The organism is Shewanella halifaxensis HAW-EB4, assembly GCF_000019185.1.
GTDB classification, from domain to species: Bacteria; Pseudomonadota; Gammaproteobacteria; order Enterobacterales; family Shewanellaceae; genus Shewanella; species Shewanella halifaxensis.
The window spans coordinates 3,697,762-3,712,442 of sequence record NC_010334.1 but is presented as its reverse complement, the minus strand read 5'-3'; the positions used below and the strand labels follow the sequence as shown (position 1 = coordinate 3,712,442).

The 14,681-nt window shown below is 45.7% G+C and carries 14 protein-coding genes; 8 read left to right on the top strand and 6 right to left on the bottom strand.

The window, feature by feature from the left end; translation table 11 throughout:
• Positions 1-33 precede the first annotated feature (33 nt).
• The 3 genes from SHAL_RS15725 (at position 34) to SHAL_RS15715 (ending at position 4,389) form a co-directional block, all read left to right on the top strand.
• Complete coding sequence (locus SHAL_RS15725; RefSeq protein ID WP_041416051.1) at positions 34-1,773, top strand: aspartate:alanine exchanger family transporter; 1,740 nt, start codon at positions 34-36, stop codon at positions 1,771-1,773.
• Positions 1,774-2,389: 616 nt separating this feature from the next.
• Positions 2,390-3,481, top strand: a complete 1,092-nt coding sequence (locus SHAL_RS15720) for a PfkB family carbohydrate kinase (protein WP_012278115.1) — start codon at positions 2,390-2,392, stop codon at positions 3,479-3,481.
• The gene (locus tag SHAL_RS15715; RefSeq protein ID WP_012278114.1) at positions 3,475-4,389 is read left to right on the top strand and encodes a pseudouridine-5'-phosphate glycosidase; all 915 of its coding nucleotides are present in this window, start codon (positions 3,475-3,477) and stop codon (positions 4,387-4,389) included. The genes SHAL_RS15720 and SHAL_RS15715 overlap by 7 nt, the downstream gene beginning before the upstream one ends.
• 98 nt (positions 4,390-4,487) lie before the next feature.
• Here the strand turns inward: SHAL_RS15715 and SHAL_RS15710 are convergent, their stop codons facing one another.
• Positions 4,488-5,756: a dicarboxylate/amino acid:cation symporter gene (locus SHAL_RS15710; protein WP_012278113.1), complete on the bottom strand. Its 1,269-nt coding sequence runs from the start codon at positions 5,754-5,756 to the stop codon at positions 4,488-4,490.
• A 591-nt stretch (positions 5,757-6,347) separates the two neighbouring features.
• Here SHAL_RS15710 and gltS point away from each other — a divergent pair.
• Together gltS and SHAL_RS15700 are read left to right on the top strand one after the other, a co-directional pair.
• Positions 6,348-7,577 (top strand): sodium/glutamate symporter, encoded by a 1,230-nt coding sequence (gene gltS, locus SHAL_RS15705; protein ID WP_012278112.1) that lies wholly within the window; start codon positions 6,348-6,350, stop codon positions 7,575-7,577.
• Positions 7,578-7,900: 323 nt separating this feature from the next.
• On the top strand, positions 7,901-8,293 hold the full coding sequence (locus SHAL_RS15700) for a DUF6768 family protein (RefSeq protein ID WP_012278111.1): 393 nt from the start codon (positions 7,901-7,903) through the stop codon (positions 8,291-8,293).
• 57 nt (positions 8,294-8,350) lie between these two features.
• Here SHAL_RS15700 and SHAL_RS15695 read toward each other — a convergent pair whose 3' ends face one another.
• The 4 genes from SHAL_RS15695 to pepT form a co-directional block, all read right to left on the bottom strand.
• The gene (locus tag SHAL_RS15695) at positions 8,351-8,920 is read right to left on the bottom strand and encodes an NUDIX hydrolase (protein ID WP_012278110.1); all 570 of its coding nucleotides are present in this window, start codon (positions 8,918-8,920) and stop codon (positions 8,351-8,353) included.
• Between the two features lie 75 nt (positions 8,921-8,995).
• Positions 8,996-9,745 carry a tRNA (adenine(22)-N(1))-methyltransferase gene (locus SHAL_RS15690; RefSeq protein ID WP_041416050.1) on the bottom strand — a complete coding sequence of 250 codons (750 nt, stop codon included), beginning with the start codon at positions 9,743-9,745 and terminating at the stop codon, positions 8,996-8,998.
• Between the two features lie 146 nt (positions 9,746-9,891).
• Complete coding sequence (locus tag SHAL_RS15685; protein ID WP_012278108.1) at positions 9,892-10,584, bottom strand: Rossmann-fold NAD(P)-binding domain-containing protein; 693 nt, start codon at positions 10,582-10,584, stop codon at positions 9,892-9,894.
• A 158-nt stretch (positions 10,585-10,742) separates the two neighbouring features.
• A complete protein-coding gene (pepT, locus tag SHAL_RS15680) occupies positions 10,743-11,966 on the bottom strand; it encodes a peptidase T (protein WP_012278107.1) in 1,224 nt (407 codons plus the stop codon).
• Between the two features lie 219 nt (positions 11,967-12,185).
• On the opposite strand from pepT, the gene SHAL_RS15675 reads away from it, so the two are divergent.
• Positions 12,186-12,956, top strand: a complete 771-nt coding sequence (locus SHAL_RS15675) for an ABC transporter permease (protein ID WP_012278106.1) — start codon at positions 12,186-12,188, stop codon at positions 12,954-12,956.
• Positions 12,957-13,102: 146 nt separating this feature from the next.
• On the opposite strand, the gene SHAL_RS15670 is transcribed toward SHAL_RS15675, so the two are convergent.
• The gene (locus SHAL_RS15670) at positions 13,103-13,330 is read right to left on the bottom strand and encodes a hypothetical protein (RefSeq protein WP_012278105.1); all 228 of its coding nucleotides are present in this window, start codon (positions 13,328-13,330) and stop codon (positions 13,103-13,105) included.
• A gap of 211 nt (positions 13,331-13,541) precedes the next feature.
• Between SHAL_RS15670 and rsmS the strand changes: the two genes are divergently transcribed.
• Positions 13,542-13,703: a pleiotropic regulatory protein RsmS gene (rsmS, locus tag SHAL_RS15665; RefSeq protein WP_012278104.1), complete on the top strand. Its 162-nt coding sequence runs from the start codon at positions 13,542-13,544 to the stop codon at positions 13,701-13,703.
• Between the two features lie 104 nt (positions 13,704-13,807).
• Positions 13,808-14,560, top strand: coding sequence for a DUF599 domain-containing protein (locus SHAL_RS15660; RefSeq protein WP_041416486.1), 753 nt, complete (start codon positions 13,808-13,810; stop codon positions 14,558-14,560).
• Positions 14,561-14,681: the final 121 nt, after the last annotated feature.

Below are 14,681 nucleotides of genomic sequence, written 5' to 3'. Positions count from 1 at the left end.
TTATATCGATTGGTATTAGTACGAGAAATGATCATGAATATTTCTGAGTTATTTGGTTTTTTGTTTGGTTATATCGCACATAACCCCTTTGTGTTCCTGTTTATAGCCATTGCTATCGGCTATCCACTTGGAAAGGTTTCTATCAAGGGAGTCGCGCTAGGTTCGACGGCAGGAACCTTAGTCATTGGCCTTGCTATCGCCCTGACCGCTTTTTCTGTTTATGGTTTGAAAATAGAGGAACCCGGATTAGTGTCTGACATTTTCTTGATGATGTTTATGTACGCGATAGGCATGAAGGTGGGGCCACAGTTTTTCTCCGGCCTTGCCAGAGACGGTCTCGATTTTGTGGTCATAGGCCTGATAGTGGTCTTCAGTAATTTTTTTATCGTATTCTTAGGCGCTAAATTACTCGGCTTAGCACCGGGCTATGCTGCTGGGATCATCTCTGGCAGTTACACCGTCACGGCTGTGATGGGAGTGGCGCAATCAGCTATCTCCTCCGGTGCATTTAAGGCGCCAGCAGGAATGACTCTAGATCAAGTGAGTGCCAATATTGCTGTGGGCTATGTTATCAGTTATGTCTTATCCAGTTTTTTCATTATTTTACTTATAAAATACTTACCAGCGATGTTTGGCATCGATCCGATTAAGGCGGGTAAAGAGGCTGAAGCAGAATTTGGGGTCGGTGATGATATCGAGGCGCTGCCCAGTACTCATGGTTTTTCAAATATTGGCGTGTTGCCGTTAGATATTCGAGCCTACCGTGTAGAGCATCAAGAGCTAGTCGGCCAGAGTGTTGAGTCTCTATTTCAACACTTTCCCCATGCCGCTATCTTAAAGGTGGTTCGGGGCAAGCAAGTATTTGATGCCGCTGATAATCCAAAACTTGCGCTTGGTGATGTGATCGGTATTCGAGGCGACTATCATGTTTTGATAGACGATGGCGCTTTTGTCGGTGTCGAGGTCGATGAACCCAGAGCAAGAAACGTTGATATTGAAGTGGCCGATATCCATCTAGGTAAGTCCTGCTATACAGGCAAAACTATTGCTAAAATTAGCGATGAAGTGGGATTCGGTGTGTACATTAAAGCCCTGTTTCGACAAGGTCACCAATTACCCGTTACTGGGCAAGCTGTTGTAGAAGTCGGTGATGTCATTCGTATTGCAGGCTCGGATTGGTGTGTCCAACAGGTCGCCAAGAAACTCAATAGCACCCCTATTGTTGAGAGCACGCTAACAGAAACATTTTATCTCGCATTGTCCCTGCTCATTGGCTATGTTTGCGGTCACTTCAGTGTGACTTTTGGGGGGATCCCCTTTGCTTTAGGGACTTCAGCAGGCTGCATGTTGACGGGGATTATTTTTTCTTTCTTAAGGGCCCGTAATCCAAACTTTGGTGGGGTGATGAGTGAAGGCGCTAGAAGCTTCTTGCAAGATATCGGTTTGAGCGTGTTTGTTGCCGTGCTCGCCTCAACGCTTGGACCTAAGATTCTGGCATCATTTCAAGGTGTGGTGGCCATAAAGATCGCCGCCTTGGGAGCAACAGCCGCGCTGGTTCCTCCCTTACTCGCTTGGATCTATGGCTTGTATTTCTGCAAGATGAATCCAGCCATATTGGCAGGGGCTTGTGCTGGTGGGCGTAATAGCACCTCAGCAATGAAAGGGGCCCAAAATGTCTGTCAAAGCGATATGCCTGCGATAGGTTATCCGGTGCCTTATGCGATTACCTCTATGATAGTGCTGGTATTAGGATACTTATCTATGGTGCTTTAGCACTCAGATTTAGCACTCAGATTTAGCACTCAGATTTAGCACTTAGATTTAGGGCTTGGTTTAAGCACTTAGCTTTAGCTCCAAAATAGTACTTCTCTAGGGTGAGAAGATAGATAGTACGTTTGCGATATTCATATCTTTATGGAGAGGTTTCTTATTGAAATAGTCCTTATGGAAATGGTCCTTATAGAGTGTGAATATCGCCCCTTCTTACGCCAATCGGTTTCAACTTTGTTTTCAGCCGCCATATCTATAGGCTCCTATATCTAGGCGCATCCATTTCTAGCGTTTCTCAATTAAATCAAAGCGCCTTATCGCTCTGAACACTCGTTAAATAGCAGGGCAGTTGTAAGCCCTATTGCTCTTGAACTGATAGTGGACGCAGTCTTAAGCAGCGAGAGTATTTTATTTTCCTGCTGATAACCACTTGTTAATTTAAGCCTAATTTAGCGTTGTTTGAGGTAGGATTGTTTTAGCATCCCGATCACAATTTCCTCCAATGAAAAAATGTTGTTCTTGATTACTCTGGTAATTAGGCATACCCTGAGTGCAAGTTTAAACAAAAGTTTGGTATCCAAACAAATGTTTGTTTGGCCGTGTCGACTGGATAATAACAATGACAGAACGCGAACTCGAGATACTAGCACTACTTAAACAAGACCCTTTGATCCCGCAGCAAAGTATTGCCGATCAACTTGGGATCAGTCGCTCCGCTGTGGCGGGTCATATTATGAATTTAACCCATAAAGGCGTGATTAAAGGTAAAGGCTATATTCTTGCCGAATCACGTTATGCCATCGTAATTGGTGGCGCTAACATGGATATTCTTGGCCGTCCTCTGCATACCCTACAAGTTGGCGACTCAAACCCGGGTAGTGTGACCTGCTCACCTGGTGGCGTGGGCCGAAATATTGCTGAAAACTTAGCAAGACTTGGCTCAGATACCCATCTGATTAGCGCACTAGGTAAAGATACCTATGGCCAGATGATCATGACTCAGTGTCAGCAGGCCGGTATCGATATGAAGGCCTGTATTCATCTCGATGAGTTTGCAACTTCAACCTACCTATCTGTGCTCGATGGTGACAGCGATATGCATGTTGCCATTAATGATATGGCGATACTCGATAGACTCAGCGTCGCTGTGTTAAAGACCCATGAGGAAGTGCTGCGCCGGGCAGAGCTTATCATTGTCGATGCCAATCTATCGGCAGAGTCTCTAGAGTATCTACTTAGCAACTTCTCAGATAGACCTATTTTCGTCGATACGGTTTCTTGTGCAAAAGCCAAGAAAATTAGGCCGTTCTTAAGCTCCGTCCACACCTTAAAACCCAACCTTAAAGAAGCTGAGCAACTGTCAGGTATTAACATCAACAGCCACGAGCAGTTACCAGAGTTAGCTAACTGGTTCCATAGCCAAGGCGTGAAGCGCATCTTCTTAAGTCTAGGGTGTGATGGGGTGTTTTATAGCGATGAAGGCGTGCAAGCCTTAATCCCTGCGATGCAAGTTTCTATGGTCAATGCCAACGGCGCTGGCGATGCGTTTCTTGCTGGCCTCGCTCATGGCTGGATCCAACAGTGGACCACCGAAGAGTCTACTCAATTTGCTATGGGAGCAGCGGTCGTTGCGCTGTCTCACTTAGCCACAATAAACCCTAATATGTCTGAAATTACCGTTAAGCGCGTTATCAAGGAGTCGTTATGTTAGAGCAGTACCTAGATATTAATCCAGAAGTTGCAGCAGCATTAGCAGCAGGTAAGCCTGTGGTTGCATTGGAGTCGACCATCATTTCTCACGGTATGCCTTATCCGCAAAACGTAGAAACGGCGCTTAAAGTTGAGCAGATCATTCGTGACAACGGTGCTGTACCTGCAACTATCGCCATCTTGAAGGGCCGTTTAAAAGTGGGCATGACCCATGAAGAGATTGAGTACTTAGGTAAAGCGGGTCTAGATGTGATTAAGACTAGCCGCCGCGATATTCCATTTATTGTTGCTAAGGGTGTTGACGGAGCAACAACGGTTGCATCGACTATGATTTTGGCACAGATGGCGGGCATTAAAGTGTTTGCAACTGGTGGCATTGGTGGCGTTCACCGCGGCGCACAGCAGACTTTTGATATCTCTGCCGATCTTCAAGAGCTGGCGAATACCGACGTAGCAGTGGTTTGTGCTGGCGCTAAATCAATCTTAGATATCGGTTTAACACTAGAGTACCTTGAAACTCAAGGTGTACCGGTTGTTGGTTATCAAACAAGTACTCTGCCTGCATTCTACACTCGTGAGAGTGAGTTTGGAGTCGATTATCAGCTCGATACACCAGCCCAAATTGCTGCGGCAATGAAGGCGAAGTGGGATATGGACTTGAAAGGCGGCTTAGTGATTGCTAATCCAATTCCAGAAGCGCATCAGCTAGACCGCGCTATGATCGATCAAGTGATTGCTGATGCGGTTGCTGAAATGGACAGCAAAGGTATTTTTGGTAAGGCATCGACGCCATTCCTACTGGCTAAAGTGGCTGAAACCACCAAAGGCGTGAGCTTGGCGGCAAACATCGAACTTGTGTTTAATAACGCAAAACTTGCGGCTAATATTGCGGTTGAATACGCTAAATAGTCCAAGATTCAAAGTAAATAAAAAGGCACCTTGCGGTGCCTTTTTTCATTTAAGCTCTTATTGAATCAATGCGCGATTATGTACGCGGCTATACGCGACTAAGTACGCGTTTGTGCATTAAGTTCCAGAGACGACTCAGGAGATAAATCGTACTGCTCACTGTGGTTGACAATACTGACCACAGCAGAGTCACCGACCACGTTGGTGCTGGTACAGAACATATCGATAATACGGTCGAGGGCAGCAACGAGTGCGATGGCTTCGATTGGCAGTCCCATCTGATGAATAAGCACGCCGATCATCACAATACCGCCTCCTGGAACGCCACCGGCACCGATAGATAGCAGAAATACGCTAAAGGCGAGTGCTGGAATTTGCTCCGTGGTGATTGGGTAGCCAAACGCATTGCCGACAAAGAAAGCGGCGACGGTGATGTATATCGCAACGCCACTCATGTTCATGGTTGCCCCCATTGGCACACCAAAGCCCGCCACGCTAGGTTTAACCCCTAGTTTATCGGTTAAGGTGCGCATGGTGACTGGGATAGTTGCATTTGAGCTTGCGGTCGAGAGAGCAAATAGAAACTGCTCGCGTGTTTTACGGCGAAATTCACCTGCAGAGATATTGGTAGTCATACCGACAACAACAGGGTAAACCACAAGGGCCCATACAGCTAGTAAGCTTAAAATCACCGCCATGTAACTTAAAACGCTGATAAATGCTGAAGGCTCGAAGGTCGCGCCAAGTTTAGCCATTAGCGCAAAGACACCAATCGGCGCAACTTGCATAACCACAGTTATCGCCTTGAGCATGACTCTATTGCCGTACTTGAAGAAAGTGACGATGGGCTTTACATCATCTCCTAGGGCCTTAATGATGCCGCCAGTTAGCAGTGCCATAAAGATAATCTGTAGCATATTACCGTCTGCAAACGCCTGAAATGGGTTGCTTGGAATAATATTAACAATCATATCGATAAAGCTAGGTAGGCTGGTGGAGGTAAGGGCTGCGCCGTCCTCTCCAGTTAGTTGCATGCCTTGACCGGGGGCGATGAGTAACGCAAGGCCGATAGCTGCTGCAATCGCGATAATGGTGTTGACTAGGTACAAGCCAAAAGTCTTGCTGCCGAGTCGGCTAAATGATTTTAGGTCTTTAAGCTCGATAATTCCGCTAACGATACTGAAAAAGACCAGCGGCACAACCAGCATCATGATGAGCTGGACAAACATGCTACCCGCACCAGATGCGATATCGACAAGAGTGGTATTGGCAAAGCTGTTTTCGCCAAAGCCGTATTGGATCAGTGTCCCTAATATGAGGCCGGCAAATAAGCCGACGAATATACGGGATGATAATGATTTGAACATAAGTCTGCTGCCTTCAATGATGTTGGTTACTTCCTTCCTTAGAAAAACGCTCCTTGATTGGTATAAAAAGTATTCAACTAAAGAGACGGGGTTCACAAGTCCGACCAAGCTATTTTATGCAGTTTGTCTAAATTACACTCAACTACAAAACTTGTTGTTATCAAACTGTTAACGTTTTTGTGTCGTTTACCGTATATCTTCCGATGTTTGTTTGCAAGTTTGGCGCTTTGTTGCGTCCACGCGGATTGGCTTATTTTGTCTAATGCACGTAGCGATTAGGTTTGTATATCGCGTGGCTGATAGTCACAGTTGAAGATGCGTCAACTAATGAGGCATAAGCTTATGCGGGCTGATGAGTTTGGATCGTTTTAACGCGAGGTTAAATCATTGTAAAATAACGGGGTGATTAATTAGCGTAATGTCTATATGATGGTGCTTTCTGAGCCGAGTGGTGCCGATGCGCCTTAAGTCAAGCCCTAAGCTATGCCTTAAGCGAAGTTTAGGTTATCTGTTGGTATTCGGCAGCAAGAGGGGGGAACCTCTCTTTTCAGCTATTTCTTATTAACCTTCCACAGGGATTAATCGATTGTCATGGAACCACAGTTAATTGAAATTAAAGACTTTGTCTCATTTACCTTAGCGATCATTGCGCTATTTATCGGTAAAAGTATCATCTCTCGATACGAGCTACTCAGAAAATACAGTATTCCTGAGCCCGTTGTTGGTGGCTTCGCTTGCGCCGCTATCGTGGGCATCCTCTATTATGCCTTCGATATTCAGATCGAGTTTAACCTCGAAGTTCGCGATGTGCTGTTGCTCTATTTCTTTGCGGGAATTGGTTTAAAGGCTGATTTTGCAACACTGCTTAAAGGCGGCAAGCCGCTACTTATCTTAATTATGTTGGCGAGTGTATTCATCTTCCTGCAAAACTTTACTGGTGTGACCATCGCCTCACTGTTCGGCTTAGATCCTAAGGCTGGCTTGATGTCGGGGTCGATTGCACTGATTGGTGGCGTTGGCACTGCAATGGCTTGGACCCCAACCTTTGTTGAAGAGCTGGGCATCGTCAATGCGAGCGAGCTGGGCATTGCCTCTAATACCCTAGGACTAATTTCTGCCTGTGTGATTGGTGGTCCTATTGCAGCGTATTTGATGAAACGCCATAAGGTTCAGGCTAACCATGACTCAGAGCTTGATATTGGTACCAGCCATCAAGCTGGTTCATCACATATTAAGGTTGACTACTTTGGGGTGTTGCGAGCTTGGTTATGGCTAAACGTTACCTTAATTATTGGCTATTTTATCGATCTCGCTTTGCAAGAGGCTGGGGTTAAGCTGCCTATGTTCGTCGCCTGCTTATTGGCTGGTATTATCATCGGTAACGTTGGAAGAGCCATCATCAATCGCAGAGAGGTCAAAGATAGAGCCTACTTAGATGATGCGTCACAAGGCTTGTCTCTTATTCAAGATATCTGCCTAGGTATGTTTCTTACTATGGCTTTGATGAGCCTTAAGATTTGGGAGCTAGAGGGCAGCTTGCTCTATATCTCGGTGGTGATGTCTGTACAGGTATTGTTATCGATAGTCTTTACCATCTTTGTTGTCTTTAGAATGATGGGCAAAGACTATGAGGCGGCGGTGATCTGTTCAGGCTTTGGTGGCGTAACCTTGGGCTCTACCGCAACCGCGATTGTGAATATGACGGCGGTGACTCAGCAGTATGGTGCGGCGCATAGAGCCTTTATTATTGTACCTCTGGTATGTGGTTTCTTTATCGATATTATCAATGCGATGATCATCAATTTATTCGTCTATTTTTAAGCCTAGTTTTAAGGCTAGTTTTAAGCGTTAGCGTCAGGCTGTGAACCGGGCGAGATCGATAAGCAAGGACTTGATGCAAAGAATTAACCGTTTGATTTGAAACCAGGAGGGAGCAGAAGCTCCCTTTTTTATTTTATTCTGTGAACCTTTTAGTCCGCTGCATCATCTTTATTAAAAACAGATAAAGGAGCGCTTATCAGCATCCCACACGGAACCGTTAAGTTGTGCTTTTTTAGAGCTAGAGAGCGCTTAAAGCAAACACTAGATTCGCATTAGATTCAGCATTAGAGTAAGCATTAGGGGAAACAGTAGGAGTAGAGATTATGGATATCGATGAAAAGATCCGTCAGCAGCTGCTAAAGGAGTCGGAGCAGATAAATAATCAGCTTAAACGCGACCCAAGCTTATTCGCCATGCTAGGCGATGCCTACAAGGGCCGCTTAGGTGGCTGGTTGATATTAATGAGCATTATTGCCTTTCTATTAAGCTTGTTGATGCTGTGGTCGGGCTACCAGTTCTTTTTTGTTGTGATCAGTCCGGTAGCGCTAATCAAGTGGGGGGTAACGCTTATGTTGGCAAGCATGATGCAAATTGCGATTAAGATGTGGATCTATAACGAGATGAACCGCAACGCGACCGCCCGCGAGATAAAGCGTTTGGCGCTGGCTATTGCCAAGCTTCACCCGAAGGGAGAGTCGTCATTAGCGCGTGAATAGGTTAATTCACGCGTTTTTGGCCTAGCTATTACAGCTTAGCTATGGGGATTATGTTGATTATAAAAGCTCTGCCACGATCTGCTTGAGCAAAAAGGTTTCTCGTTCAATCGACATGCCTTTCTTAGGGCTGTTGGCCATGGTGTGCTCATTGTGGGCGATGGCTTGATGAATATTGATCCAAACTGGGGTCATGCCATTTTGGATCTCATGGGCTTCTAGCTTTGTCTCACCAAGCTCTGGATGAATATCGCAAACAAAGCAGAATGATTCCATGTGCACCATATCGAAATCATCTTTATACCAAGGGCGAAACTCTTCGTAGCGGCCAAATTCACTGATGATCTCGATATGCTGCGCCCCAGTTTCTTCCTCTAGTTCGCGAATGAGCCCACTGCGAATATCTTCACCCTCATCGACGCCACCGCCAGGAATACTGTAGTCATGATAACGCTCGGTGTAGAGCATTAAGATCTCTTCACCTTTAAGAATAATGCCTCGTGCCGCTTGACGGTGGAAGCTATTGGCATGGATAGAGCCATCGCTTTTATTATTTAGCTGACTAAAATCTAGCTGGCTAAGATCTAGGTGGGCGATATCGGCATGAACGGTAGATTTTAACAGACGCATTGATTAGCTCGGCTCGTGTTGATTAATGTGAGTTGGCGGCGATGATAGATAAAAGATGCAGGATTATACCCTAAATCATAGAGGCGATAGGTTTTGCAAGCCCTGATATGCAGCAATAACTGCACCTATCATCGCTTTTTCCTTTTGTTGCTCCGCATTTAACGGACTGTTTTGCTGAGCTTTTGATAGGCCTTGCTCAATTCTTTGATAATGCTTAACACTCTTTTGTAGATAATCCCTATCAAGCTCACGACTCAAATCCCACATACTAGAGCCTACAGGAGTTAGCGCAACGGGGCTCGTGGTCGATAGGTGTAAGATCTCGTAGAAGCGCTTGTTCTCTTGCATTAGATGCTCATCGACTAAGCCTAAACCGAGTTGCTGCATCGCCGTACGCACCTTATAGATGTGATGCACGGGGCAGAGGATAAACTCCAATGAATGCTGTGGATGGCGGGCCATAATTTGCTGGACTAACTCAATGGTGAGTTCGCCGCCAACCCCGGCGATGATAATGAGTTGTCGCTGCTCTTTTGCGGCTAATGCTAGCTTGGTGACATCGAGACAATGCACCTGCCAGTGGCTTTGGACATGGGTTAAGGCGGTCTGCTGCCCTAGCTCTGCCTCAGGATAAAATCGTTGCAGCTTTTGTTTCACTTCATGCATCAAACTTGGCACAACATCAACAAAATGTATGTTGTCAGCGGCCTTTCGCTTTAGCAGTACCGCCCCTAATAAGCCATGATCGCAGCAGCAATCCCAAATATGATCGTAATGGTCATTGATCATGGTGTTTATATGCTGCAGACGCTGGCTAATTTTCAAGTGGATTCTCGATGACATCAGGTAAGGGCGGCTATTTTAGGGGCTAGAGTCGATAGCCGCAAGCTCTAGCGGTTGAACTAGAGCGCGTGTAAGGTGCGAGTCAGAGCACTAGTTACTAGGGCACTTAGCTGCTAGAGCATTATTTATTAGAGCATGTCGTTATTGGAGACAAGGGTGACAAGCTGAGTCGAAGTTGCTTGTGTAGACTGGCTTTGTGAAGAACGGGCATGGGTCAACATGGCACTCGCGACCTTTTCCGCCTCGATAGGGCGGTACTGCTTAAGTGAGCCGATAAACAGAGGCGAGATAAGCTTAGATAGCAGTTTGCCCATATCTTCTAGTGTACGTTTTTCCTTGCGCTCACCTAGCAGTAAGCTGGGTTGAAACAGCCATAATCGCTTCATTGATAACGGCTTCTGTCTTTGGTTTAGCAGCTCAGCAAGGGCTTCTTGGGTTTCCCCCTTAACACGGTTATAGAAGGTGCTTGATTGGCTGTTTGCCCCTAATGCCGTGACCACATAGTTATTGCTTGCATCACACTTAGCGATAAAGTCGATACAGGCAGTTTTATCAACCGCAATAAAGGCCGCTTCGCTACCAGCTTTCTTAAGGGTGGTGCCTAAGCAGCAAAAGGCGTGTTCGATTGCAAAGGGGAGCTCTATGCTGGCAAGCTCACTGAGTTGACACGAGATAAAGCAGACTTGTGTGTCATGCTCGTTACGGTAGTGCGGCTGCTTTCTGCCAAGCACTAGAATATTCTCATATTGCCCCGAGTCGATTAACTTCTGTAGCAGTAGTTGTCCAATAAGTCCTGTAGCACCAATGATTGCTGCGTTCATTTCAGTCTTAGTTAGCGGTATTAATGATGTCAGTTTAGAGGGTGTGCCAAAGGAAGCAAATACTATTTGTTTTTTAGCTAGTAATCATCAAGAGCGAATAAAGAAAAAATAACAAGGCCAGCAGGGCAGACCTTGTTATGACTCAATCACAGTAAAAATTACTTGTGCTGCGCCGTGAGTTTAGCGATTTCAACGATGGTCTCGGTCGCTTTTACCATGGACTCAACACACACGTACTCGTGCTTACCGTGGAAGTTATGTCCGCCAGTAAATAGGTTCGGGCAAGGCAGTCCCATATAGGACAGGCGCGAGCCATCGGTGCCACCACGAATAGGCTTAATTATCGGTTCAATGGCTAAGTTCTGCATCGCTTGTTTGGCAATGTCGATAATATGCGGGTGCGGTAAGACTTGCTGCTTCATATTCAAGTAGGAATCTTGAATATCTATCGTTAACTGACCGATAGACAACTCAGCATTATATTTTTCGACTAACTCCGTTAGCCAGCGCTTTCTCTGTTCAAAAAGCTCAAGGTCGAAATCGCGAATGATATAGGTCAACGTCGCCTTTTCGGTCACGCCTTCCATGCCAAGCAGGTGAAAGAAACCGTCATAGTCGCGGCTGTGCTCCGGTGTATCTTTTAGTGGCATTTTAGCGTGGAATCGAGCCGCGATGGTTTGGGCATTGACCATCACGCCGTAGGCTGTGCCTGGGTGACAGTTGTTACCCATTGCGGTGACCACCGCTGTGGCAGCATTAAAGTTTTCATACTCAAGCTCACCGACTTGACCGCCATCAATGGTGTAGGCCCACTGAGCACCAAAGCTCTCAACGTCAAAATGATCGGCGCCGCGGCCAATCTCTTCATCAGGCGTAAAGCAGAGTCTTATTTTTCCGTGAGGGATCTCTGGATGTGTGAGCAGATGGTGCAGAGCACTGATGATCTCGGCAATACCCGCCTTATCGTCGCCGCCTAATAGGCTACTGCCGTCAGTCGTGATCAGCGTTTGACCGATATATTGGTTTAGGCTGCTAAATTGCTTTGGCGACAGTACCTCTTCGAGACCTAATTGAATATCTTCGCCGTTATAGTTCTCAATGATTTGAGGAGATACATTCTCTCCGCTGTAGTCGGGAGCTGTGTCTAAGTGAGCGATAAAGCCGATGCATGCCACACCCTCTACATTGGCAGGTACCGTTGCGGTTAAATAGCCCTTATCTGAGAGTTGCACATCCTCAAACCCAAGACTGACAAGCTCTTGACGTAAATGCTGAGCAAATACAAATTGGCTATGAGTGCTAGGTACATTCTGGCTTCGACCGTCAGATTGAGTGTTAAAACTGACGTAACTTAAGAATCGCTCAAGTAGCTGCTGCTTCATAATTTTGGTGTCTAAAATAGCAAAAAGTGATCAGAGTCTAGCAAGGCAAAATGTGAATTCATTAGATATTGATCAAGTTTTTCTCAATGGGTGAATATTTTATTAGTCTAATGTTAACGTCATTATTAAGACTGATGTCACTGAATGCGGCGCTATTAAGCGAGTCATAGTTTAGTTATATTAGTGTTCAAGTTTTTGTTGCTTAAGAGATAAGTCTGAATGGATATAGCTTGGTTGCAGTTAGGCCTATTTATGCTGGTGCTATTGGTTCCTATGGCGATAGGACGATACTTTCAGTTAGGTCTTAGCCGTGATATGACCTGGGCCGTTGTGCGCATGACGGCGCAACTAGTTTTGGTGGGACTCTATCTGCAATACCTCTTTTTGCTCGATAATCTCTGGGTAAACCTTGCCTGGTTATTGGTGATGTTACTGGTAGGCTCGAGCGCGATTATTAGTAAGGCGAAACTACCAAGAAGATTGCTCTACTTTCCAGTGTTTAGTGGTTTAGCACTAGGTTTATTTCCTATTTTGTGGCTGATGATAGTTTATCTCTTGTCACCGCAGCCACTTTATACCGCGCAATACTTAATTCCCACAGCTGGCATGTTGTTGGGGAATTGCTTGAGCGGCAACATAATTGCGTTGCAGCGACTATTTGGTGCCTTTAATGATAGAAAACATGAATACCAAGGGGCGCTGGCGCTGGGGGCATCGCCGAGTCAGGCGAGTCTGCCATTTGTACAGAGTGCGATGCAGCAATCTTTTGCGCCAATTCTGGCCTCAATGGCGACAATGGGGCTGGTTACCTTGCCTGGAATGATGACAGGACAGATCTTGGGCGGCGTCGATCCGCTGATCGCCATCAAGTATCAGCTGGTGATCTCGGTGGCGATTTTCGTGACCCTCTCGGTTTCAGTGTCGACCACTTTAGTGCTTTGTATTCGCTCAGCAATCAGTGAGACTGGACGAGTGCGAATTAGCCTTTGATTAAGCGAAGATAATTGAAGCTCTGAAACTCAATTTTGGCAGTGCTGGATTGATGTGAGAAAGATGAAATAACACGCAAAAAATAAAATGGCTGCACAGCAGATTAATGCTGGCAGCCATTTTTTATTGAGAAAGAGAGACTCGTGCTAAAGCACAAGCTCCATATCAAGCTCGATATCGGTACAGCCTTTCTTGCAGCAGATCCCTGAAACACTGTCTTCTTGTCCTTTTACTGGCAGCTTCATCACAAGTGCTTGATTGCACACAGGGCAGAGAACGGTGTTGCCTTTAAATACTCTTTTGATCAGGTTTTTCTGTTCAATAAAAGATTTTGCTGTGGTGTCATTGATCACCGAGAAATCCATCTTTGCCATAGGAGTTGTTTGCCTTTGTATTTGCTAATCACAATATTGATTGTGTCTTCGCCCCGAGTATATCTAGGCTTTAGGCGGTAATAAAGCCTTAGCATCGCTAAGAGAGGGATATTTGCGTTTGCCTTACCCCTTCAGCGTTTCTTAATTGAGAAGCGTAAATTCTCTGAGTATACTAGCCCACTCTTTCCCCCTCTAATTTGAGTTAACCAACATGAGTGATGACAAGCAACCGAGTGAGCTAGACAGGGCTCCTGATGAGGTGAAACTGGCAGTTGACCTTATTTATTTGCTCGAGAGTCACCAAATAGAGCCAAGTGTTGCCCTCGCAGCCCTTGAAATTGTTAAAACAGATCTACAAGCAAAGCTTGCATAAGCAAGCAAATTTTGGATAGCTGAGTTAGCCCATTTTACTGATATTGGCGGCTGACTTTGATAGACAGGTAATGATAGACAGGTAATTTTTTGATGAACACCGGCATGACCATTTCGCTGCTCGATCTTGTAGCGCCTTTCTGCTTTATTTCTAGCTGGGTTGGCTATACCTATTTTGCTAAACGTAAAGCTAAAGACACTAACTGTATTGCTCGCTGCCTGCATCAACATCGCATTCATTGGATGTATGGGCTATTAGGCCGAGAGGTGCGAGTCAGTGATGCTGCGCTGTTGGCAAACCTTGAACGGAATATCGCCTTTTTTGCATCAACCACCATGCTAGTGCTTGCGGGTGTGTTAACCCTGTTTGCTCAAGTTGAACGCCTAGAGGCAGTGATCGCAACGATCCCTTTTGCCGCGTCTCCCAACCATGCCTTAGTGCAACTTAAGCTCGGCATGTTGACCTTTATTTTTGTGATGGCATTCTTCCAGTTTACTTGGTCGATGCGTCAATATGGTTTCTTAAATGTGATGGTGGGTGCCGCACCCGTGGATAAAGCAGGGACTAATGAAAATTTACACCGTTATGCTGAGCAGATGGCGGTGATACAAGATCAGGCAACACACACTTATAATTACGGTTTGCGTTCTTATTACTTCTCAATGGCTGCCCTATGTTGGTTTTTTCATCCTTTAGCCTTGATTACTGCCAGTATTTTCGTTGTCATCACGTTATATCGCCGCGAGTTTAAGTCCAAAGCGGTGATGGCTATTACCAAAGGGCAAGAGCTACTACAAATTGAGCGTAACGAAAGAGCTAGGCTTACTAAATCTACAGAAGAGAGCCTGACCAACTAGCCCACTGGGTTATTGAATTGTTCGGTGAGGCCCTTACCTGTCCAAAATACATTAGCTCCATAATGCGTTAGCTTCTAGCATTTGGCTTTCTCATTGATGGAGAATCGTATAGTATTGCGCG

Coding starts and splice junctions, on each gene's coding strand:
- SHAL_RS15675 (WP_012278106.1), top strand. CDS start 12,186: ATGGATATAGCTTGGTTGCAGTTAGGCCTATTTATGCTGGTGCTATTG.
- SHAL_RS15710 (WP_012278113.1), bottom strand. CDS start 5,756: ATGTTCAAATCATTATCATCCCGTATATTCGTCGGCTTATTTGCCGGC.
- gltS (WP_012278112.1), top strand. CDS start 6,348: ATGGAACCACAGTTAATTGAAATTAAAGACTTTGTCTCATTTACCTTA.
- SHAL_RS15700 (WP_012278111.1), top strand. CDS start 7,901: ATGGATATCGATGAAAAGATCCGTCAGCAGCTGCTAAAGGAGTCGGAG.
- rsmS (WP_012278104.1), top strand. CDS start 13,542: ATGAGTGATGACAAGCAACCGAGTGAGCTAGACAGGGCTCCTGATGAG.
- SHAL_RS15715 (WP_012278114.1), top strand. CDS start 3,475: ATGTTAGAGCAGTACCTAGATATTAATCCAGAAGTTGCAGCAGCATTA.
- SHAL_RS15725 (WP_041416051.1), top strand. CDS start 34: ATGAATATTTCTGAGTTATTTGGTTTTTTGTTTGGTTATATCGCACAT.
- SHAL_RS15660 (WP_041416486.1), top strand. CDS start 13,808: ATGACCATTTCGCTGCTCGATCTTGTAGCGCCTTTCTGCTTTATTTCT.
- SHAL_RS15720 (WP_012278115.1), top strand. CDS start 2,390: ATGACAGAACGCGAACTCGAGATACTAGCACTACTTAAACAAGACCCT.
- SHAL_RS15695 (WP_012278110.1), bottom strand. CDS start 8,920: ATGCGTCTGTTAAAATCTACCGTTCATGCCGATATCGCCCACCTAGAT.
- SHAL_RS15670 (WP_012278105.1), bottom strand. CDS start 13,330: ATGGCAAAGATGGATTTCTCGGTGATCAATGACACCACAGCAAAATCT.
- pepT (WP_012278107.1), bottom strand. CDS start 11,966: ATGAAGCAGCAGCTACTTGAGCGATTCTTAAGTTACGTCAGTTTTAAC.
- SHAL_RS15685 (WP_012278108.1), bottom strand. CDS start 10,584: ATGAACGCAGCAATCATTGGTGCTACAGGACTTATTGGACAACTACTG.